Annotated in this window: 18 protein-coding genes; 3 read left to right on the top strand and 15 right to left on the bottom strand. The window is 72.4% G+C overall.

What is annotated here, in order from left to right:
- Positions 1 to 2: 2 nt before the first annotated feature.
- Together JOC24_RS01465 and JOC24_RS01460 are read right to left on the bottom strand one after the other, a co-directional pair.
- Positions 3 to 896, bottom strand: a complete 894-nt coding sequence (locus JOC24_RS01465) for an alpha/beta fold hydrolase (protein ID WP_205018245.1) — start codon at positions 894 to 896, stop codon at positions 3 to 5.
- 771 nt (positions 897 to 1,667) lie between these two features.
- The gene (locus JOC24_RS01460; protein WP_205018244.1) at positions 1,668 to 2,360 is read right to left on the bottom strand and encodes a metal-dependent transcriptional regulator; all 693 of its coding nucleotides are present in this window, start codon (positions 2,358 to 2,360) and stop codon (positions 1,668 to 1,670) included.
- A 209-nt stretch (positions 2,361 to 2,569) separates the two neighbouring features.
- On the opposite strand from JOC24_RS01460, the gene JOC24_RS01455 reads away from it, so the two are divergent.
- Complete coding sequence (locus JOC24_RS01455) at positions 2,570 to 3,325, top strand: SIS domain-containing protein (protein WP_205018243.1); 756 nt, start codon at positions 2,570 to 2,572, stop codon at positions 3,323 to 3,325.
- Positions 3,326 to 3,355: 30 nt separating this feature from the next.
- Here the strand turns inward: JOC24_RS01455 and JOC24_RS01450 are convergent, their stop codons facing one another.
- Both JOC24_RS01450 and JOC24_RS01445 read right to left on the bottom strand, forming a co-directional pair.
- The gene (locus tag JOC24_RS01450) at positions 3,356 to 4,744 is read right to left on the bottom strand and encodes a PAS domain-containing protein (RefSeq protein ID WP_205018242.1); all 1,389 of its coding nucleotides are present in this window, start codon (positions 4,742 to 4,744) and stop codon (positions 3,356 to 3,358) included.
- A 384-nt stretch (positions 4,745 to 5,128) separates the two neighbouring features.
- Complete coding sequence (locus JOC24_RS01445; protein ID WP_205018241.1) at positions 5,129 to 5,914, bottom strand: SDR family oxidoreductase; 786 nt, start codon at positions 5,912 to 5,914, stop codon at positions 5,129 to 5,131.
- Positions 5,915 to 6,017: 103 nt separating this feature from the next.
- On the opposite strand from JOC24_RS01445, the gene JOC24_RS01440 reads away from it, so the two are divergent.
- On the top strand, positions 6,018 to 6,626 hold the full coding sequence (locus JOC24_RS01440) for a TetR/AcrR family transcriptional regulator (protein ID WP_205018240.1): 609 nt from the start codon (positions 6,018 to 6,020) through the stop codon (positions 6,624 to 6,626).
- A 12-nt stretch (positions 6,627 to 6,638) separates the two neighbouring features.
- Here the strand turns inward: JOC24_RS01440 and pdxH are convergent, their stop codons facing one another.
- On the bottom strand, positions 6,639 to 7,271 hold the full coding sequence (pdxH, locus tag JOC24_RS01435) for a pyridoxamine 5'-phosphate oxidase (protein WP_205018739.1): 633 nt from the start codon (positions 7,269 to 7,271) through the stop codon (positions 6,639 to 6,641).
- Positions 7,272 to 7,528: 257 nt separating this feature from the next.
- Here pdxH and JOC24_RS01430 point away from each other — a divergent pair, with 257 nt between their 5' ends.
- The gene (locus tag JOC24_RS01430) at positions 7,529 to 8,638 is read left to right on the top strand and encodes a citrate synthase 2 (RefSeq protein WP_205018239.1); all 1,110 of its coding nucleotides are present in this window, start codon (positions 7,529 to 7,531) and stop codon (positions 8,636 to 8,638) included.
- A gap of 36 nt (positions 8,639 to 8,674) precedes the next feature.
- Here the strand turns inward: JOC24_RS01430 and JOC24_RS01425 are convergent, their stop codons facing one another.
- The 10 genes from JOC24_RS01425 to JOC24_RS01380 all read right to left on the bottom strand — a co-directional run bounded on the left by JOC24_RS01425 (position 8,675) and on the right by JOC24_RS01380 (position 19,970).
- Entirely contained in the window at positions 8,675 to 9,028 is a 354-nt protein-coding gene (locus JOC24_RS01425; RefSeq protein WP_205018238.1) for an ArsR/SmtB family transcription factor, read from the bottom strand.
- Positions 9,025 to 9,471, bottom strand: coding sequence for an SRPBCC domain-containing protein (locus JOC24_RS01420; protein WP_205018237.1), 447 nt, complete (start codon positions 9,469 to 9,471; stop codon positions 9,025 to 9,027). Before JOC24_RS01420 ends, JOC24_RS01425 begins: the two co-directional genes overlap by 4 nt.
- Positions 9,472 to 9,561: 90 nt before the next feature.
- Positions 9,562 to 10,140, bottom strand: a complete 579-nt coding sequence (locus tag JOC24_RS01415) for a TetR/AcrR family transcriptional regulator (RefSeq protein ID WP_205018236.1) — start codon at positions 10,138 to 10,140, stop codon at positions 9,562 to 9,564.
- Positions 10,128 to 10,868, bottom strand: a complete 741-nt coding sequence (locus JOC24_RS01410; protein ID WP_205018235.1) for an enoyl-CoA hydratase family protein — start codon at positions 10,866 to 10,868, stop codon at positions 10,128 to 10,130. The genes JOC24_RS01415 and JOC24_RS01410 overlap by 13 nt, the downstream gene beginning before the upstream one ends.
- Before the next feature lie 37 nt (positions 10,869 to 10,905).
- Entirely contained in the window at positions 10,906 to 12,483 is a 1,578-nt protein-coding gene (locus tag JOC24_RS01405) for a 4-coumarate--CoA ligase family protein (RefSeq protein ID WP_205018234.1), read from the bottom strand.
- An 84-nt stretch (positions 12,484 to 12,567) separates the two neighbouring features.
- The gene (locus JOC24_RS01400; RefSeq protein ID WP_205018233.1) at positions 12,568 to 13,734 is read right to left on the bottom strand and encodes an acyl-CoA dehydrogenase family protein; all 1,167 of its coding nucleotides are present in this window, start codon (positions 13,732 to 13,734) and stop codon (positions 12,568 to 12,570) included.
- Positions 13,735 to 13,898: 164 nt separating this feature from the next.
- Positions 13,899 to 15,863, bottom strand: a complete 1,965-nt coding sequence (locus tag JOC24_RS01395; protein WP_205018232.1) for an acetyl/propionyl/methylcrotonyl-CoA carboxylase subunit alpha — start codon at positions 15,861 to 15,863, stop codon at positions 13,899 to 13,901.
- 8 nt (positions 15,864 to 15,871) lie between these two features.
- The gene (locus tag JOC24_RS01390) at positions 15,872 to 17,467 is read right to left on the bottom strand and encodes an acyl-CoA carboxylase subunit beta (RefSeq protein ID WP_205018231.1); all 1,596 of its coding nucleotides are present in this window, start codon (positions 17,465 to 17,467) and stop codon (positions 15,872 to 15,874) included.
- Positions 17,464 to 19,167, bottom strand: a complete 1,704-nt coding sequence (locus tag JOC24_RS01385) for an acyclic terpene utilization AtuA family protein (RefSeq protein WP_205018230.1) — start codon at positions 19,165 to 19,167, stop codon at positions 17,464 to 17,466. Before JOC24_RS01385 ends, JOC24_RS01390 begins: the two co-directional genes overlap by 4 nt.
- On the bottom strand, positions 19,164 to 19,970 hold the full coding sequence (locus JOC24_RS01380; protein ID WP_307792614.1) for a TIGR03084 family metal-binding protein: 807 nt from the start codon (positions 19,968 to 19,970) through the stop codon (positions 19,164 to 19,166). The genes JOC24_RS01385 and JOC24_RS01380 overlap by 4 nt, the downstream gene beginning before the upstream one ends.
- Positions 19,971 to 20,166 lie beyond the last annotated feature (196 nt).

Here is a 20,166-nt window from a genome sequence, read left to right as displayed (position 1 = left end):
GTTCAGGGGCTGACGGGTTCCCGGTCGTCCCGGAAGCCCCCCGCGAGCCGCTCCAGGAAGGGTTCCACCGCCCTGCGCCAGCCCTCCGGCCGGTCGTAGTGGACGAGATGGCCGGCGTCCTCCACCTCCGCGTACTGCCCGCGCGGCAGGACACGGACCATCTCCTGGGCCTCGGCCCTGCCCAGCTCTCCCTCGATGCCCCGCAGGACCAGGGTGGGGCATCGCACCTGCGCCAGCTCCTCCCAGTGGGCGTCGTGGACCCAGGTCGCCCGGGACGTCAGCATCTGCTCCTGGGAGAAGACGGGCCTCCAGCCGTCGGGGCCCTCGGCCATCACCTCGGCGAAGAACTCACCGCGGGAGGGGTTGGGCCGCTCCACCCAGGGGTCGTCCTCGCCGAACCACTTCCGTACGTCGGCGAGCGTCGCGAAGGGGAGCGGCCAGGAGTCGAACCAGTCCTCCCACTCACGCTGCGAGGCCGCCCCGAGGGCGGAGGCACGCATGTCGCAGATGATCAGCGCCTTGACGAGATCGGGGCGCTTCGCGGCGAGCTGCCACGCGGTGAGCGCACCCATCGAGTGCCCGATGAGGGTGACGGGGGCGAGGCCGAGCTGTTCGATCGCGGCCTCCGCGTCCGCGACGTAGGCGTCGCGGGTGTACGGGCCGTCGGCGGGCTTGCCGCTGCGCCCGTGGCCCCGCTGGTCGAGGCCGACGGGCCGGTGGCGTTCGGAGAGCCAGCGGGCGGTGGAGGCCCAGTGCGTGGCCCGGCCCATCAGCCCGTGCAGCATTAAGATCCCGGGAGCCTGCTCGGCCTCCACGCTCCCTTTGGGCGGATCGGCGAACTCCCAGGCCGCGAGGCGTAGGCCGCCCGATCCGGTCACATCGATGCGCCGCACCATAGGTTCTGGCACCTCCTTCTGGTCCTCGGTCACCGCGTCTTCGTGCGAGGCAGACTATCGAACTCTTATTCGAAAACTTGCTTCCGGCTCGGAACTTCCCACGTTCGGGTGACAACACTTCGGGATTGACGACGGCTCCCCTGGGGAGACCTTCTCCGGGAAGCGGACCACTCGGGGACAGGGGTCCGCGGGGACTGACTTCGAGAGCTCGGGGCTCCAGGTCAGCACAGGGGAGGACCGGCCCCGGCGCCTTCGGACGCCGGGGCCGCTCGCTGTTCCGGAACACGTCGGCCCGTGATCGGGGCGGGCCCAGGGGGCGGTCCTTCCGGTCTCCGGAAAGGCTCCAGGACGCGCGGGGGCGCCGCCCGGGCGACTCACGGCCGCGACGGCGACGCCGGGGAGCAGGGAGGCGCCGGCTGGCGGGAGGGCCCCCGCACACGGGAGGGCGCTCAGGGGGGCGGGAGGAGGCGGGGAGCCGCCGGCAGGGAGGAGTGCGTGAGGACGCGGGAGGGCGACGGAGAACCCGGCTGTCACCTCATGGCGCACGCGCCAGTAAGACGGGCGCATCCCCTGCTCCCTCCCCGACCGCGCGGCAGCCCCCTGCCGACGCCCCCAGGCCATATGCGTGGCCACAGCCTGGCACGCGTTTCGCCCGGGCGCTGCGATTCCGGGCGGAAAACAGAAAGCGGGCTTACCGGCTCACATCTGCACGTGCATCCGCACCGGTGCATGCATGTGCGGCAGGGGCCCGTACACATGCACAGCCGCAGGTCAGCGCTTCGCGACGAAGACGTGCGAGGCGACGTCCGCGGCGAGCTCGGCCGCCTCGCCGCTGGAACCGACCAGCACCCCGCCGGCCGACTCCGTGACGCTGACGACCGAGCCGGGCTGCACGCCCGCTCGCCGCAGCGTGTACATCAGCTGTGCGTCGGTCTGGATCGGCTCGCCGATCCGGCGCACCACCACGGTCTTGCCCTCTGTGCCCGGGTCGAGCTCGGCCAGGCTCACCATGCCCTCGTCCAGGAACGGATCGGCCTCGGACTGCTCGCCCAGCTCCTCCAGGCCCGGGATCGGATTTCCGTACGGGGACTCGGTCGGGTGCCGCAGGAGCTCCAGAACCCGGCGCTCGACGGCTTCGCTCATCACGTGTTCCCAGCGGCACGCCTCGGCGTGGACCTGTTCCCACTCCAGCCCGATGACGTCGACGAGCAGGCACTCGGCGAGCCGGTGCTTGCGCATGACCCGTGTGGCCAGTCGGCGCCCCTCGTCGGTCAGCTCCAGGTGGCGGTCACCCGCGACCTGCACCAGGCCGTCCCGCTCCATGCGCGCGACCGTCTGGCTGACCGTCGGACCACTCTGGTCCAGACGCTCGGCGATCCGGGCGCGCATGGGGACCACGCCTTCCTCTTCGAGCTCGAGGATGGTGCGGAGATACATCTCCGTTGTGTCGATCAGTCCGGACATACGTGCCCCTCGATGCTGTGACATGAAGTCGTCGTGCGATGGCCCTGCACCAATTCTGACGTATAGCACCGACAAGCATGCCCCGGCGTCGGGAGTCCGGGCCCGCGGACCGTCCCGAGCGCTATTGACAGCCCACTGGTCCAGACCGCAACGTGATCCGCGACACGGGCACCGCACGGGCCCCCACACCCGCAGGAAAGGCCTCCTCGATGAGCGACAGCAAGCTCGCCGGTCAGTTCTTCGACGCAGCGATCGGCCTGCTGGAGCGGGTGCGCGACGAGGAGTCCGCGTCGATCGCCGCCGCGGGGTCCGCGATCGCCGACACCGTCGCCGCGGGCGGCCGGCTCTTCGCCTTCGGGGCCGGGCACTCCTCGCTCGCCGCCCAGGACGTCGTCTACCGGGCGGGCGGCCTGGCCCTGATGAACCTGCTCGCCGTACCCGGCACCGTCGGGGTGGACGTCATGCCCGCCACGCTCGGCTCCGCGCTGGAGCGGGTGGACGGTCTCGCGAGTGCCGTGCTCGACTCCAGCCCCGCCCGCGCCGGCGACCTCCTCGTGATCATCTCGCTGTCCGGGCGCAACGCGCTGCCCGTGGAGATGGCGCAGAACGCGCGGGCACTCGGGCTGACGGTCGTCGGGGTCACCTCGGTCGCCTACACGACGGGCACCAGGTCGCGCCACGTCTCGGGCGGATTCCTGAGGGACCACTGCGACATCGTGCTGGACAGCAAGATCGCGATCGGTGACGCGGAGCTGCGGGCGGAGGGCGTCGAGGCTCCGTTCGCACCGGCTTCGACCGTCGTCACCAGCGCGCTGATGCAGGCCATGATGGCCACCGCGGCGGAGGAGCTCGTCGCCCGGGGCGTCGAGCCGCCGATGCTGCGCTCGGGCAACGTCGACGGCGGGCACGAGTGGAACGGGCGTGTGATGCGGGAGTACGGCGACCGCATCTTCTACCGGCACTGAGCAGGCACGGCGGCCCCGCGCCCGAGGCCCTCAGGCGTCCGGCCCCGCCGTCAGCCGGGCCAGGTCGACCGCTGCGGCGACCCGCGCCGCCACGCTCTCCGCGTACGTCACGTCGGGGCGTTCGAACGCGCCGCGGTTCGCCGCGCGCAGGAACGTGACCACCCCGAGCGTCCTCCCCCGGCTCCGCAGCACCGCGCACAGGGCGTGCGCCGAGCCGCCCGGCCACTGGCGCTCCACGGCCCACGCCACGCCCGCACCCGCGGGAGCCGCGGCACGGACGGAGCCCGTGCGCTCCACCGACTGGAGGGCCGGGTGCCCCGGCGCGTACCGCACCGGGAGCGGGCCGCCGGGGACCGGCAGGCAGGGCCCCGGCGCGTCGGACGGCGTCGCGACGGCCCGTACGAGCCGCTCCCCCGCCACCAGATCCACCAGCAGATCGACCACGGCGTGGTCCGCGAACCCCGCCAGGGCGTAGTCCAGCGCCGTGGTCGCCGCCTCCATCGGGTCCTCGCACTCCGCCGCCTGGCGGGCCGCCCGGTGCGACTGGTTCGCGCGGAAGCGCACCCGGTCGGCGTCCTGCTCCGCGAGCTTCGCGGCCGTGATGTCCCGGAACAGCCAGCCGACCCCGAGCGGCACGGGTTCCTCCGCCAGCGGCGAGGCCAGCCTCAGGAACCCGCTGCGCCAGCAGCGGCGCCGGTCACCTTCCGGGGTCCTCAGGGTCACCCACAGCTCGGCCGGAGCGGCGGGGGAACCCTCGGCGAGGACGTGCTGCAGCGCGCCCTCCAGGTCCTCGACGCCCTGCACGATCAGCTCGCCCAGCGGGCGCCCCAGCAACGCGGTGCGCCCGCCGCCCAGCGCCCGGGCCGCGTAGGCGTTGGCCACGGTCGGGCGCAGGTCCACGTCGACGAGGACCACTCCCCAGGACGCGTCCTCGAACAGGGCCTCGCTGAGTGCGATGGACCGCTCCAGATCGATCTGCGCGTGCACCTCGCTGAACGCGCAGTACACCCCGGCGGGCTTCCCGTCCTCGCCGCGCACCCCCGACGACTGGGTCCGTACGAGGACGCGCCCGCCGTCCTTGCGCAGCAGCGCGAACTCGTCGACCTGCCGCCCGGATGCGTCCATGACGGCCAGCAGCCGCCGCCGCACGTCCCCCGCGTCCGCGCTCCGCACGGCCCACCCCGCGAAACCGCGTCGTCCGACGGCCTCGGCGGCGGTCCAGCCGAGGATGCGTTCGGCCTCGCGGTTCCAGTGGGTGATGGTGCCGTGGGCGTCGAACGCGCAGAGCGCGGCGTCCATCCCGTCCAGCAGTGCGGCGAGAAGCCTCGACCCCGGAATCGCCGTCGCCGACGGCTCGCGTCCGGGGTCCTCGTCGGGCCCGAGCGCGTCGGTGGTCCCGGTGCTCCTGGACGCACTCACTCCGTACCTCCCGCAGGACGTATTCCGCTTCGCGCTCCGCATTGCCGCACGTCAGACCATTGAACTCGAACGTGGGCCACCACACGTCCACTTCCCGGAAATCCGGCCTCCACCGGGGTCCCGTTAATTCACTTGTGCGGCTGTGGGGACGTTCCTAGGCTGTGGGCACACGCTGAAAGGAGGTGATCCGAAAAGTGCAGTCTTATCGGATTCGTGAGGTGGCTGCGGGCTGACAGCCCGTCGTCGCACACAGTGCACCTCGGCAGGCTGTCTGCCGAAACCCAAGCAGTCACCGACCCGCAGGCTCGCCGGTAAGTCCGGCCGGCTCCTCCGCGAGGAGGGACCAGAGCCTGCGGGTTTCCGCGTTCTCCGGGCAGGGAGAAATCAGTACTGCTCGGACTGGCCGCCGTCGATCGGGACGACCGTGGCGTTGATGAAGCCCGACTCCTCGGAGAGCAGGAAGGCGACCAGGTTGCCGACCTCCTCGGGCCTGCCGAAGCGCTTCATCGGGTTGACACTGACGAATGCCTCGCCGGCCTTCTCCCAGTTGTCCGCGTCGATCTGCTTCAGCGATGCCTCGACCATCGGGGTCATGATGGCTCCGGGGGCGATCGCCTTGACCGAGACGCCGAACCGGCCGTACTCCACACCGGAGTTGCGGGTGAGGCCGACGACTCCGTGCTTGGCCGCCGCGTAGCCGGACTGGTTGCCCACACCTCGTATGCCGCCGACGGAGGCCGTGTTCACGACGGAGCCGGAACCCTGGCCCTTCATGACCGGGAGCACGTACTTGAGGCCGAGGAAGACGCCGCGGAGGTTGATCGAGACGACGCGGTCGAACTCGTCGGTGCCGTAGTCCTGGGTGAGGTTCTGCTTGCCCTCGATGCCGGCGTTGTTGAAGAAGCCGTCGATGCGTCCGTAGGCCTCCACCGTGGCGGTGACGTACCGCCGCACGTCCGCCTCGGAGCTGACGTCGGCGGTGATCCGCAGGACCTCCGCGCCGGGGGCGGTCTTCTCCACCTCGGCCGCCGTCTCCGCGAGGCCCTGCTCGCTGACGTCGACGAGGGCCAGCCTGGCGCCTTCGGACGCGACGCGTACGGCCGCCGAGCGGCCGAGGCCCGAGCCGCCGCCGGTGATGAGGACGACCTTGCCGCTGAACCGGTCTTCCATGATTGAACCTCCACGCTGAGATGTGCCGGGTGACACTAGACTAGACAGTACGTACAGTCTAAATATTCCGGCTGCGCCCCAGCCGTCCTGCTCCGGAGGTTCCATGGACGCCGAATCCCCCGCCGCCTCGCGCCCGCGCCGCGGCCCGCACCGCGACCCGGACGCCCATGAGGCCGTCCTTGCGGCCACGCGCGAGCTGGTGGCCGAGCTCGGCTACAGGGGCGTGACGATGGACCGCATCGCCACACGGGCCGGGGTCGCCCGGATGACGGTCTACCGCTGGTGGCCGAACAAGGCCGCGGTGATCACCGAGGCGGTCGCCGACCGGCTCGCCCCGGGCCCGGCCCCCGACACGGGCGACGTGCGCGAGGACGCGCTGCTCTGGCTGCGGAATCTGGTGCGGACCCTGACGCTGCTGGGCGACCCCGGTGTGGTGACGGGTGCGCTGACCGAGCGCGGCGAGGCCGGGCGGGCGGACCTGCGGGACCTTCTGCGGGCCCACGCCAAGCCCGCCGCGCGGCTGATGCGGAACGGCGTGGCCCGGGGCGGGCTGCCGGAGGGGCTCCCGCTGGACGCGATCGTGGACAGCTGGATCGGGTACGTCGTGTACCGGACGGTGTTCCTGGGCCAGGAGATCACCGAGGCCGACCTCCTGGACCTGGTGCGGCTCCTGCCGACGTCCACCGGGCCGTCCGGCGGGTCCGCGGGCTGACGACCCGGCGCGTCAGGGGCAGAGGCGCTCCACGCGCCAGTCGGCGTCCGGGCTCTCCCGGACGTACCGCAGCCTGTCGTGCAGCCGGTTCTCGTGGCCCTGCCAGAACTCGATCGCCTCCGGCACGACGCGGAAGCCGCCCCACTGCGGCGGCGCCGGGACCTTCTCGCCCTCCGGGTAGCGGGCCGCGAGCTCCTCGTAGCGGTCGACGAGCTCCTGCCGGGAGCCGATCACGGTCGACTGGTCGCTCGCCCAGGCGCCCAGCTGGGAGCCGTGGGGGCGGGTACGGAAGTACGCCACCGTCTCGTCGCGTCCGACACGGACCGCGGATCCGGTCACGATGACCTGACGGGCGAGCGGGTGCCAGGGGAAGAGCAGCGAGACGTACGGGTTCGCCGTCAGCTCGCGGCCCTTGCGGGAGCCGTAGTTGGTGAAGAAGACGAACCCGCGCTCGTCGTAGTGCTTCAGCAGCACCGTCCGGGAGGACGGGCGGCCCCGGGTGTCGGCCGTGGAGACCACCATCGCGTTCGGCTCGTGGAGCGCGCCGCCCCCGGCGACCTGGCGGAACCACCGGGCGAACTGGGCCATGGGGTCCGCGGCGAGATCCTTCTCGGTGAAGTCCTCGGAGCGGTACTGCTCGCGCATCGTGGCCGGATCGGTGGTGCAATCGGATGACGGGACGCGAGAGGAGGCGGAAGCGGAGGACGGAGTGGCATCTGCTGTGGGCACGGGGCCATCCTGCCGCAGCGGACCGGTTTCCCCGCGGGGAGGGCGCGATCGCCGGCCCGCGAGCCGCGCGGGCTGTGCCGGACGTCACCCTTCCCCGCGTCGTGGTAACCCGCCAGTATCGTGCACAGGCCTTCGTGGCCTGCACACAGCCGCCGAGTCGAGGGAGCCGCCCGATGTCCGACTTCGTACCCGGACTTGAAGGAGTCGTCGCGTTCGAGACGGAGATCGCCGAACCCGACAAGGAAGGCGGCTCGCTCCGCTACCGCGGCGTCGACATCGAGGACCTCGTCGGCCATGTGTCGTTCGGCAACGTCTGGGGCCTGCTGGTGGACGGGGCGTTCAACCCCGGCCTGCCGCCCGCCGAGCCCTTCCCGATCCCCGTGCACTCCGGTGACATCCGGGTCGACGTGCAGTCCGCACTCGCCATGCTGGCCCCGGTGTGGGGTCTGAAGCCGCTGCTCGACATCGACGAGGAGACCGCGCGCAACGACCTGGCGCGGGCGGCCGTGATGGCCCTGTCGTACGTCGCCCAGTCGGCCCGCGGCCAGGGTCGGCCGATGGTCCCGCAGAGCGAGATCGACAAGGCCGGGTCCGTGGTCGAACGGTTCATGATCCGCTGGCGCGGCGAGCCGGACCCGAAGCACGTCAAGGCCGTCGACGCGTACTGGACGTCGGCCGCCGAACACGGCATGAACGCCTCGACGTTCACCGCCCGTGTCATCGCGTCGACCGGCGCGGACGTCTCGGCGGCGCTGTCCGGGGCGGTGGGCGCCATGTCGGGCCCGCTCCACGGCGGTGCGCCGTCCCGGGTCCTCGGCATGATCGAGGAGATCGAACGGACCGGCGACGCCTCGGCGTACGTGAAGCAGGCGCTGGACAAGGGCGAGCGCCTCATGGGCTTCGGCCACCGCGTCTACCGCGCCGAGGACCCCCGCGCCCGCGTCCTGCGCCGCACGGCCCGTGAGCTGGCCGCCCCGCGCTTCGAGGTCGCGGAGGCACTGGAGAAGGCCGCGCTGGAGGAGCTCCACGCACGGCGCCCGGACCGTGTCCTGGCGACGAACGTCGAGTTCTGGGCGGCGATCGTGCTGGACTTCGCCGAGGTCCCGGCGCACATGTTCACGTCGATGTTCAGCTGCGCCCGCACGGCGGGCTGGTCGGCGCACATCCTGGAGCAGAAGCGCACGGGCCGCCTGGTACGCCCCTCGGCGACGTACATCGGCCCGGGCTCGCGCGACCCCCGCTCGATCGACGGGTACGACCAGCTCGCGGACCTGGGCAACTGACCTCGGGGCGCCCAGGCGCCGGAACGGGCACGCGCCTCAGGTCGCGTCCCGCTCCGCCGCCTCGGCCGTGCGCCTGAGGCGGTCGAGGCGCTGGTCCCACTCGCCGGCGAGCGCGGCCATCCATCGCGCCGTGGCGTCCAGGGCGGCGGGCCGCACCGCGTACCGCACCTCGCGTCCCGCCCTCCGGCCGGAGACGAGTCCGGCGGCGTCCAGGACGGTGAGGTGTTTGACCACCGCCTGCCGTGAGACGGGCAGCGCTTCGGCGAGTGCCGTCGCGGTGGCCTCCCCCTGCGCGGCGAGCAGGTCGAGTATCCGGCGCCGCATCGGATCGGCCAGGGCGCCGAGGACGCCGTCGACGTCCTCGGCGGCCTCGTGGCGCCCGTCCGTCACACCCGCTCCCCTTCGGCGCGCGTCCTGAACGCGTCCAGCACCTGCGGCCAGCCGCTGGTGTTGTCCTCCACCGCCTTGCTGCGGAGTTCGTCGGACCCGGCCAGGGCCGCGAAACCGCTCTCCACGACGCGCAGGCGTGTCGACCCGCCCTCCGGCACCAGGGTGAACTCCACGAGAGTGCTGTTGCCCTCGCGCAGCCCCGCGCCGGGGAACGCGCTGGCCCAGCGGTATGCCACGTACGTCTGCGGCTCGACCGTCTCCACACGCACGGGGAAGTCGCCGTACTCGGCGTTCTTTACGACCGTCGTCCCGCCCTCCTCGGCCACCGGGCCGAGCGGGGCCGTGTCTTCGGCCACCCAGAAACCGGGCTGGGTCACCAGGGACCAGACCCGCTCCTGGGAAGCCTCGATCAGGGTTTCGCGTTCGATCCGGTCCTCGTTCACGAGAAGTCTCCTTCGCTCACGCCGATGAATTGAGTGCAACCCCAGGGTTGCACAAACATCGGCGAGGAGCAACCCTAGGGTTGCGCCTCCTCAGCCCAGCGCCTCGCCCACGAGGGCCGCCCACTGCGCGACGACCTTCTCCCGCCGCACCGTGTCGTCGGTCAGGACGTTTGCGAGGCCCAGGCCGCGGGCCATGTCGAGGAGGCCCTGCACCGTCTCGCGCACGCCGGGTCGGGTCTCGTCGGCGCGCAGGAGTTCCACGGCGATGCGGTGGGTCTCGCGGCCGACGCGGGCCTCCAGTTCGGTGACACGGGGCCTCAGTTGGGCTTCGTTCGAGGCGGCGACCCAGAGCTGGAGCGCGGCGCGGAAGAGCGGGCCGGTGTAGAGGTCGACCAGGGCGGCGATCACCGCCGCGCGGCCCTGGACGGGCAGGGCGCGCAGGGCGGCGGAGCGCTCCTCGGCGACGTACTCGACGGCGCCGGTGAACAGGTCCTCGCGGGTCGGGAAGTGGTGCTGGGCGGCTCCCCGCGAGACCCCGGCGTGCTCGGCGACGACGGTGACCGTGGAGCCCGCCCAGCCGTGTTCGGCCAGGCAGGCCACCGCCGACGCCAGGAGCCGCTGCCGGGTGGCGCGGCTCCTGTCCTGCTTCGGGGTCGTCACAGCACCCATGCGGGATCCCGTCGTTCCAGGAAGGCCGTCATCCCCTCCCGTACCGCGTCGGAGGCGAAGAGCGCCGCGGAGCGGGCGATGAGGTCTTCGGCGTGACTGTCGAAACTCCTCAGCACAGTAGCCGTGACCAGCTCCTTCGAAGCCGCCAGCCCCTGCGGTGACGCCCTGCGCAGTCCGTCCAGTACCGGTACGAGCGCCTTGTCCACGTCCTCGGGACCGGCGGCCAGCGTGATGAGGCCGATGCGGGCGGCCTCCTCCGCGTCGAAGCGTTCCCCGGTGAGGTAGTAGCGGGCGGCTGCGCGCGGCTCCAGGCGTGGCAGCAGGGGCAGGGAGATGACGGCGGGGGCGAGGCCCAGGCGGGACTCGGTGAGGGCGAAGGTGGCGTCGGGTCCCGCCGCCGAGATGTCACAGGCCCCGAGGAGCCCGAGCCCGCCGGCCCGGACGTGGCCGGTGACGCGGGCGACGACGGGTTTGGGCAGGGCGACGATCGCCCGCATCAGGGCGACGAAGGCGGCCGGTTCGGGGGGTGCGGTCAGGTCGGCGCCCGCGCAGAACGTGTTGCCGGTGTGGGTGAGCACGACCGCGCGCACCGAGTCGTCGCCCGCGCACCCGGCCAGCGCCTCGGACAGCTCACCCACCAGCGTCGCGGAGAGCGCGTTGCGGTTGGCCGGGGAGTCGAGGGTGAGGGTGGTGATGCCCCGGTCGTGGGCGGGGGGTGCCATGGTCATCGATGCTTCTCCCGGTCGTGGGGCGGAGGTGCCGGGGTCATCGTTGCCTCTCCCGGTCGCGCAGTTCGCGCCGCAGGATCTTGCCGGACACCGCACGCGGCACCGCCTCTATGAACTCGGCCTGCCGGACCTTCTTGTACGGCGAGACCCGGTCGGCGACGTAGGCGATGACGCCCTCGGCCGTGAGGTCTTCGGCACCGGGCCCCCGGACCACGTACGCCTTGGGGACCTCGTTGCCGTCGGCGTCGTGCACCCCGATGACCGCGGCGTCGGCGATCGAGGGGTGGGTGAGGAGGAGGGCCTCGAGGTCTGCGGGGGCGACCTGGTAGCCCTTGTACTTGATCAGTTCCTTGACCCGGTCGACGACGTACAGCCAGCCCTCCGCGTCGACCCGGCCCACGTCCCCGGTGTGCAGCCAGCCGTCGACGTCGATCATGGCGTCGGTCGCCTCGGGGCGGCCCAGGTAGCCCTTCATCACCTGCGGGCCGCGGATGAGGATCTCGCCGTCGGAGCCTGTGCCGACGTCGATGCCGGGGTCGGTGAGCGAGACGATCCGCATCTCGGTTCCGGGCAGCAGCTTGCCGACGGTGCCGGGCGGCGGGTTCTCCTCGCCGAGGGGCACCACGTGGGTGCCGGGCGAGAGCTCCGTCATGCCGTACGCCTGCCGTACGGCGGGGAGACCGAGACGGGTGCTGCACGCGGCGGCGAGTTGTGAGTCCAGGGGTGCGGCGGCGCTGACGATGTACTCCAGCGACGAGAGGTCGTAGTCGCCGACGAGCGGGTGCTTGGCGAGGGCCAGGACGATGGGCGGGGCGACGTACAGGCCGGTGATGCGGTGGGTCTGGATCGTCTCCAGGAACTGGGCGAGGTCGAAGCGTGGCAGGACGACGACCGTGGCGCCGTAGCGCAGCGGCCCGTTCATGAGGGCGGTCAGCCCGTAGATGTGGAAGAAGGGCAGCACGGCCAGGATGCGGTCGCGCTCGCCGAGGGGGACGAAGGGCCGCAGCTGCTCCAGGTTGGTGGCGATGGAGCGGTGGGTGAGCATGACGCCCTTGGGCATGCCGGTGGTGCCCGAGGAGTACGGGAGTACGGCGACGTCCTCGGCCGGGTCGAAGGAGATGTCCGGTTCGGGGGCGGTGGAGCCCAGCATGTCGAGTACGGAGGTGTGGCCCTCGGCCTGGTCGCAGACGTAGATCTGCTCGATGCCGCCCGCCAGTTCGGCCGCCCGGCGGGCGACGTCGAGGAGCGGGGAGACGGTGACGATCCACCGGGCCTCGGAGTCCCTGAGCTGCTTGGCGAACTCCTCGGGGGTGGCCAGCGGGTGGATCGTCGTGACGGTGGCGCCGGCTCGGGTCGCCCCGTAGAAGACGGGCGGGTAGGCGATCGTGTTCGGGCTGTGCAGGGCCAGCACGTCGCCCTTGCGCAGGCCCGCGGCCGCGAGGAACGCGGCGATGCGCCGGTGGAAGGCGTCGAGATGGCCGTACGTGACGGTCATCCCGTTGATGCCGTCGATCAGGGCGGGTGTGTCACCGAAGTCCGCCGCGTTCTGGAGGACGGCTTCGTGGATGGGTCTTTCGAGGGGCTGGACGTCTACGTACTCGCTGTGGAACACCACGGTGGTCCCCTTCGACGCGGGTGGAGAGCCGGAATCGCCCCTGCCGGGGGCGGATGGGGAGACCCGGGACGTGGCCGAGAGCCGTCAGTACGACTTCGGCAGGCCCAGGGTCTGATGGGAGACGTAGTTGAGGATCATTTCGCGGCTCACGGGTGCGATACGGGAGACACGTGCGGCCGTGACCAGGGAGGCGAGCCCGTATTCACGGGTGAGACCGTTGCCGCCGAGGGTGTGGACGGCCTGGTCGACGGCCCTGACGCACGCTTCGGCCGCGGCGTACTTCGCCATGTTCGCGGCCTCGCCCGCGCCGATGTCGTCGCCGTCGTCGCAGAGCTTCGCGGCCTTCTGCATCATCAGGCGGGCGAGTTCCAGCTCGATGTGCGCCTGGGCGAGCGGGTGCGCGATGGCCTGGTGCGCGCCGATGGGCACGCCCTTCCAGACGGTGCGGCTCTTCGCGTAGTCGACGGCCCGTTCGACGGCGTAGCGGCCCATGCCGATGGCGAAGGCCGCTCCCATGATGCGCTCCGGGTTCAGACCGGCGAAGAGCTGGAGCAGGCCCGCGTCCTCCCCCTCACCGACGAGTGCGTCGGCGGGCAGCCGTACGTCGTCGAGGGCCAGCTCGAACTGCTTCTCGGCCGCCTGTAGTTCCATGTCGATCGGCGTACGCGTGAAGCCGGGCGCGTCGCGGGGCACGATGAAGAGGCAGGGTTTGAGGCTGCCGGACCTCGCGTCCTCGGAGCGGCCGACGATCAGTGTGGCGTCGGAGATGTCGACGCCGGAGATGAAGACCTTGCGGCCGCTCAGGATCCACTCCCCGCCGTCGCGGCGGGCGGTGGTGGTGATGCGGTGCGAGTTGGAGCCGGCGTCGGGCTCGGTGATGCCGAACGACATGGTCAGGCTGCCGTCGGAGAGGCCGGGGAGCCAGGTCCGCTTCTGGGCCTCGGTGCCGAAACGGGCGATGACGGTGCCGCAGATCGCCGGGGAGACGACCAGCATGAGGAGGGGGCTTCCGGCGGCGCCGAGCTCCTCCAGGACGATGGAGAGCTCTGCCATGCCGCCGCCTCCGCCACCGTACTCCTCGGGGAGGTTGACGCCGAGATAGCCGAGCTTGCCCGCCTCGGACCAGAGCTCGCGGGGGTGCTCGCCCTTGCGGGCCAGGGCGGTGGTGTAGTCGCGGCCGAAGCGCTTGCCGAGTGCGGCGACGGCTGCGCGCAGGGCCTTGTGCTCTTCGGTTTCGAGGACGGTGCTCATGAGGTCGTCTCCTCCTGGTGCGCGGATGCGGGCGCGGGGCACGACGGGTGCGCAGCGTGCCGGGTGCGGGTGCGGGAGCGTGCCGGGTGCGGTGCCGGTGGGTGGGCGTGCCGGGTGCCGGGGAGCGTTCGGAGCAGGTGCGGAGTACGGGGTGCGTGTGCGTGCTACGCCGGCTGGGCGGATGCGTCCTGTACGACCGCGAGCAGGACGCCGACCTCGACCTGGAGTCCGGGGGCGGCATGGAGCGCGGTGAGCGTGCCGGAGGCGGGGGCGAGGATGCGGTGCTCCATCTTCATCGCCTCCAGCCAGATCAGGGGCTGCCCCGCCCGGACGGCCGCTCCCGGCGCGAGCCCGTCGGCGAGACGCACGACGGTGCCGGGCATGGGGGCGAGCAGGGAGCCGGGTTCGGTGCGTTCGGCGGGGTCGGTGAAACGGGGCAGGGCGGTGAAGGCGTACGAGCCGGACGTGGTGTCCACGTAGGTCCGGTCGCCGTGCGGGGTGACGGTGAAGTGCCGGGTCACGCCGCCGGTTTCGAGGGTGACCGCACCGGGGCGGACGGCGAGGACCCGCTCACCGGTTTCGGGGGCCGGGGCGCCGTCCCGGCCGGTGCGGTAGGCGACCTCGTACCCGGTGCCGTCGGGCTCGGCGCGGTAACACCTGGTCTGCGGTGCGGAGGCCAGGTTCCGCCAGGCGCCGAACCGCGCGGGGCCGGGTGTGCCCGCCGCGCCCGCGGCCGTGCCGGCCGCCGAGGCGAGCGCGGCGGCGGTGGCGGCGAGACGGCGGGCGGAGTCCTCGCCGGCGGTACCGGTCGCCGTCAGGGCGGCCAGGTGCCGGTCGTAGAAACCGGTGTCGAGGTGCCCGGCGGTGAAGTCCGGGTGGCGCAGGGAGCGTACGAGCAGCTCCCGGTTGGTGACCGGGCCGTGGACGCGGGCGCGTTCCAGGGCGCGGGCCAGGAGACGGACCGCTTCGCCGCGGGTGGGTGCGTGGGCGATGACCTTGGCGAGCATCGGGTCGTAGTGCACGCCGATGGTGTCGCCGCCGGTGTATCCGGTGTCGACGCGGATGCCGGGTTCGTCGGGCACGTCGAAGGTGAGCAGTGCTCCGGTCTGCGGCTGCCAGTCACGCGCCGGGTCCTCGGCGTAGAGGCGGGCCTCCACGGCGTGGCCCGAGGGCTCGGGGGGTGCGGCGGCGGGCAGGGGCCCGCCCTCCGCGATCCGCAGTTGGAGGGCCACCAGGTCGAGGCCGAACACCGCTTCCGTCACGGGGTGTTCCACCTGGAGCCGGGTGTTCATCTCCAGGAAGTACGGCTTCCCTTCGCTCGACACGAGGAACTCGACGGTCCCCGCGCCCCGGTAGCCCACCGCGTGCGCGGCGGCGACGGCCGCGTCGCGCAGCTGCCCGCGCACTGCGTCGTCGAGACCAGGTGCGGGGGCCTCCTCGATGACCTTCTGGTGGCGGCGCTGGAGCGAGCAGTCGCGGGTGCCGAGCGCCCACACCGTGCCCTGCCCGTCCGCCATGACCTGGACCTCGACGTGCCGGCCCCGCTCGACGTACGGCTCGGCGAACACCTCGCCGTCCCCGAAGGCACCGGCTGCCTCGGCGGAGGCTGCGGTCATCTCCTGCCGGAGCGAGCCCAGTTCCCGCACGACCCGCATCCCGCGTCCGCCCCCACCCGCCGCCGCCTTGAGCAGCAGGGGCAGATCCGCGGCCGTGGCGCTCCCCGGATCGACCGGGGCGAGCAGCGGCACATCGGCAGCGGCCATCAGCTCCTTCGCCCGGGTCTTGGACGCCATCAGCTCGATGGCCTTGACCGGCGGCCCCACCCATACGAGCCCCGCGTCCTGCACGGCCCGGGCGAACCCGGCGTTCTCCGAGAGGAAGCCGTACCCCGGGTGCACGGCGTCGGCGCCCGCGGCGAGCGCGGCGGCGACGACGAGGTCGCCGCGCAGATACGTGTCCCCCGGCGCGGCCCCCGGCAGGCGTACGGCGGTGTCGGCCTCCCGTACGTGCAGGGCGTCGGCATCGGCGTCCGAGTACACGGCGACGGTGGAGATGCCCAGCTCCCGGCAGGTGCGGAAGATCCGGCAGGCGATCTCGCCCCGGTTGGCGACCAGCAGTTGGGTGATCATCCGTTGCCTCACATCCGGAAGACGCCGAAGCCGCGCGCGCCTTCGACCGGGGCCGTGTGGATCGCTGACAGGCACATCCCGAGGACGGTCCTGGTGTCGCGTGGGTCGATGACCCCGTCGTCGTACAGCCGCCCCGAGAGGAACATCGGCAGCGACTCGGACTCGATCTGCTGTTCCACCATGGCCCGGAGGCCGGCGTCGGCCTCGTCGTCGTAGGGCAGCCCCTTCGCGGCGGAGGAGGCGCGGGCGACGATCGAGAGGACGCCGGCCAGCTGCTGGGGTCCCATGACGGCGGACTTGCTGCTGGGCCAGGCGAAGAGGAAGCGGGGGTCGTAGGCCCGGCCGCACATGCCGTAGTGACCGGCGCCGTAGGACGCGCCCAGCAGGACGGAGAGGTGCGGGACGCGGGAGTTGGACACCGCGTTGATCATCATCGCGCCGTGCTTGATGATGCCGCCCTGTTCGTACTCCTTGCCGACCATGTAGCCGGTGGTGTTGTGCAGGAAGAGCAGCGGGATGTCGCGCTGGTTGGCGAGCTGGATGAACTGCGCGGCCTTCTGCGACTCCTCGCTGAACAGCACGCCCTGGGCGTTGGCGAGGATGCCGACCGGATAGCCGTGCAGGCGCGCCCAGCCGGTGACCAGGCTGGTGCCGTAGAGCGGCTTGAAGGCGTCGAAGTCCGAGCCGTCGACGAGCCGGGCGATGACCTCACGCGGGTCGAAGGGGACCTTGAGGTCGCCGGGCACGATCCCGATCAGCTCGTCCTCGTCGTACTTCGGCGGCTCGGCGGGGCCCGGATCCGGGTGTGCCTTGCGCCAGTTGAGCCGGGCGACGATCCGGCGGGCCTGGCGCAGCGCGTCGTGCTCGTCGATGGCGAAGTGGTCGGCGAGGCCGGAGGTGCGGGCGTGCATCTCGGCGCCGCCGAGCGACTCGTCGTCGCTCTCCTCGCCGGTGGCCATCTTGACCAGGGGAGGTCCGCCGAGGAAGACCTTGGACCGCTCCTTGATCATCACGGTGTGGTCGGACATCCCGGGGACGTACGCGCCACCGGCGGTGGAGTTGCCGAACACCACGGCGACGGTGGGGATCCCGGCGGCGGACAGCCGCGTGAGGTCGCGGAACAGCGCCCCACCGGGGATGAAGATCTCCTTCTGCGAGGGCAGGTCGGCGCCACCGGACTCCACCAGGGAGACGCAGGGCAGCCGGTTGGCGAAGGCGATCTCGTTGGCGCGCAGGGCCTTCTTCAGAGTCCAGGGGTTCGAGGCGCCGCCCCGTACGGTCGGGTCGTTGGCGGTGATGAGGCACTCCACGCCGGACACGATCCCGATCCCGGTGACGAGCGAGGCGCCGGTCGCGTAGTCGCTTCCCCAGGCGGCCAGCGGGGACAGCTCCAGGAACGGGGTGTCCGGGTCGACCAGCAGCTCGATCCGCTCGCGGGCGAGGAGTCTGCCCCGCTCGCGGTGGCGCGCCACGTACTTCTCACCGCCGCCCGCGAGTGCCTTGGCGTGCTCGGTGCCGAGCTCGGCGAGCTTCGCGAGCATGGCCTCGCGGTGGGCGGCGTATTCGGGCCCCGCGGTGTCGAGCGCGGTGGGCAGGACGGTCATGCGTTCACCTCCGGTACGTCGAGGAGCGCTACGGGCACGGGGAGATGCCGGGACCGCAGCCACTCCCCCACCGCCTTGCCCTGCGGATCGAAGCGGGCCTGCGAGGCGACGCCCTCGCCCAGGAGGCCATGGACGACGAAGTTCAACGCCCGCAGGCGCGGCAGGACATGGCGTACGACGGTGAGCCCGGCGGTCTCCGGCAGCAGCTCCCGGAAGCGGGCGACGGTCAGCTCGTGCGCCAGCCACCGCCAGGCGTCGTCGGAGCGGACCCACACCCCGACGTTGGCGTCGCCCCCCTTGTCACCGCTGCGGGCACCGGCGACGTGTCCGAGGGGTGCGGTGCGGGTGGGCCCGGGCGGGGGCGGCTCGGGGAGCTCCGGTTCCGGCACCTCCTGGAGTTCCCCGTACGGTCCGGCCGCCGGGACGGTCTCCCGGGTGCCGTCGGGCAGCACGGCGACGTGCTCGACCTCGTCGGCCGGTACGTACGCGGCCTCGAACACCCCGTACGGTGCGCCCTTGCCGGGCGGGGCGGTCACATGGAAGCCGGGGTAGCTGCCGAGGGCCAGCTCGACGGCCGCCCCGGACACCGCGCGGCCGACCGCCTCGGCATCCTGGTCGCGGACGACGAGGCGCAGCAGCGCGCTGGCCGTCTCCTCGCTCGTCGCGTCGGCCCGGTCGGTGCGGGCTAGCTCCCACCGCACCTCGGCGGGCTTGGAACCGGCGCGGTCGAGGGCGTCGGCGAACTGCTCCCGCACGAGTCGGGCCTTCGCCTCGATGTCGAGCCCCGTCAGCACGAAGACGACCTCGTTGCGCCACCCGCCGAGCCGGTTGAGCCCGACCTTGAGCGTGGGCGGCGGGGCCTCGCCGCGTACGCCACTGATCCGTACCCGGTCCGGCCCTTCCTGCGACAGCCTGGCGGTGTCGAGGCGGGCGGTGACGTCGGGCCCGGCGTAGCGGGCGCCGCCGGTCTCGTACAGCAGTTGCGCGGTGACGGTGCCGACGTCGACGACGCCGCCGGTGCCGTCGTGCTTGGTGATGACGCAGGATCCGTCCGCGTGGACCTCGGCGAGCGGGAAGCCGGGCCGTCGGACGTCGTGGTCGCCGAAGAAGGCGTAGTTCCCTCCGGTGGCCTGGGTTCCGCATTCCAGGACGTGCCCGGCGACGACGGCCCCGGCGAGGGCGTCGTGGTCGTCGCGCCCCCAGCCGAAGTGGGCGGCGGCGGGTCCGGTGACGAGGGCCGCGTCGGTGACCCGGCCGGTGATGACGATGTCGGCCCCGGCCCGCAGGCACGCAGTGATGCCGGTGCCTCCGAGGTAGGCGTTGGCGGTGAGGTACCCGTCGGGCACGGGGCGGCTGTCACCCTCGACGTGCGCCACCCGCACGGGTACGCCGGCCCGGTCCGCCAGCTCCCGTACGGCATCGGCGAGTCCGGCCGGATTGAGCCCGCCGGCGTTGGCGACGATCTTCACGCCGCGCTCGTGGGCGAGCCCGAGGCTCTCCTCCAGCTGCCGCAGGAAGGTCGAGGCGTATCCGCGCTTCGGGTCCTTGATGCGGCTGCGGCCCAGGATGAGCATGGTGAGTTCGGCGAGGTAGTCCCCGGTGAGGACGTCCAGCGGTCCGCCGGTGAGCATGTCGCGCACGGCGTCGAAACGGTCGCCGTAGAAACCGGACGCGTTGCCGATGCGGAGCGGGCGCGTCACCGGTCGTCCTTCCGCGGCCGCCCGGGCCCGGCAGGTCCGGCGAAGGCCTGCGCGATGTCCAGCCACCGCCCGGCGTCCGCGCCCACCGCCTCGACGGCGAGATCGTCCCGGTGGGCGCGCTGGGTGACGAGCAGACAGAAGTCGAGGAGGGGCCCGGTGACCCGCTGGACGGCGTCTTCGGGTCCGTACACCACGGACTCGCCGTCCTCCGACCGGAGTTCCACCCGGAACTGCTCGCCGGGGGGCCGCAGTCCGCGCACGAGGTAGGCGTAGTCCCGCGCCCGGACACCGATCCTGGCGACGTGCCGCAGCCGTGCGGTCGGCTTCCTGGTCACCCCGAGCGCGTCGGCGATGTCCTGGCCGTGCGCCCAGGTCTCCATGAGCCGCGCGGTCCCCATCGAGGCGACACTCATGGGCGGGCCGTACCAGGGCAGCTTCGCCCCGGCGGGGGCCGCTCGGAGAGCTTCCTGGAGCCGGGCCCGCCCCTCCCGCCACTCCACGAGCAGGGCTTCGGGAGTGAGTGCGGTGACGGCTTCCTGGGCCGCTTCGCCGACGAAGGTCTCGGGGGCGGCCAACGCCTTCTCCACCTCGGCGGCGAAGGCGTCGGGCTCCGTGGCGGCCACCAGGGCGACCTCGTCGGTCCAGTTGAGGTGGGCGATCTGGTGGGCGACGGTCCATCCCTCCGCGGGGGTCGGCGCGGCCCACTCTTGCGCACTCAACCCGGCTACGAGCAGGTCGAGTTCGTCGCCCTCCTCACGCATGTCGTCGAGTACGGCGGCGGTCACGTCCGATGCGTCGGGCACGGTGCGCTCCCCTCGGGGCGTGGCGGTGTGCCCCGGAGCATGCCAGTGGCCCGCAAAACAAGCAAGCATGCTTGCATGATTTGGTTCACCACGGTTCGCGACGGTTCCGGCAAGTATGCGGACACACCGGCGTCCGAGCCCCGCACGGGCCGCCGACCGGACGCCGGCACGAGCGTTTGATTTGCCCTCAGGAGCC

This window comes from Streptomyces sp. HB132 (assembly GCF_016909575.1).
In the GTDB taxonomy this organism is placed as follows: domain Bacteria; phylum Actinomycetota; class Actinomycetes; order Streptomycetales; family Streptomycetaceae; genus Streptomyces.
Note: the sequence above shows the minus strand (reverse complement) of the source record. Positions and strands in the feature narration are given on the sequence as shown.

Coding starts and splice junctions, on each gene's coding strand:
- JOC24_RS01465 (WP_205018245.1), bottom strand. CDS start 896: ATGGTGCGGCGCATCGATGTGACCGGATCGGGCGGCCTACGCCTCGCG.
- JOC24_RS01445 (WP_205018241.1), bottom strand. CDS start 5,914: ATGGAAGACCGGTTCAGCGGCAAGGTCGTCCTCATCACCGGCGGCGGC.
- JOC24_RS01410 (WP_205018235.1), bottom strand. CDS start 10,868: ATGACCATGGCACCCCCCGCCCACGACCGGGGCATCACCACCCTCACC.
- JOC24_RS01390 (WP_205018231.1), bottom strand. CDS start 17,467: ATGACCGTCCTGCCCACCGCGCTCGACACCGCGGGGCCCGAATACGCC.
- pdxH (WP_205018739.1), bottom strand. CDS start 7,271: ATGCGCGAGCAGTACCGCTCCGAGGACTTCACCGAGAAGGATCTCGCC.
- JOC24_RS01400 (WP_205018233.1), bottom strand. CDS start 13,734: ATGAGCACCGTCCTCGAAACCGAAGAGCACAAGGCCCTGCGCGCAGCC.
- JOC24_RS01395 (WP_205018232.1), bottom strand. CDS start 15,863: ATGATCACCCAACTGCTGGTCGCCAACCGGGGCGAGATCGCCTGCCGG.
- JOC24_RS01415 (WP_205018236.1), bottom strand. CDS start 10,140: ATGGGTGCTGTGACGACCCCGAAGCAGGACAGGAGCCGCGCCACCCGG.
- JOC24_RS01430 (WP_205018239.1), top strand. CDS start 7,529: ATGTCCGACTTCGTACCCGGACTTGAAGGAGTCGTCGCGTTCGAGACG.
- JOC24_RS01460 (WP_205018244.1), bottom strand. CDS start 2,360: ATGTCCGGACTGATCGACACAACGGAGATGTATCTCCGCACCATCCTC.
- JOC24_RS01440 (WP_205018240.1), top strand. CDS start 6,018: ATGGACGCCGAATCCCCCGCCGCCTCGCGCCCGCGCCGCGGCCCGCAC.
- JOC24_RS01455 (WP_205018243.1), top strand. CDS start 2,570: ATGAGCGACAGCAAGCTCGCCGGTCAGTTCTTCGACGCAGCGATCGGC.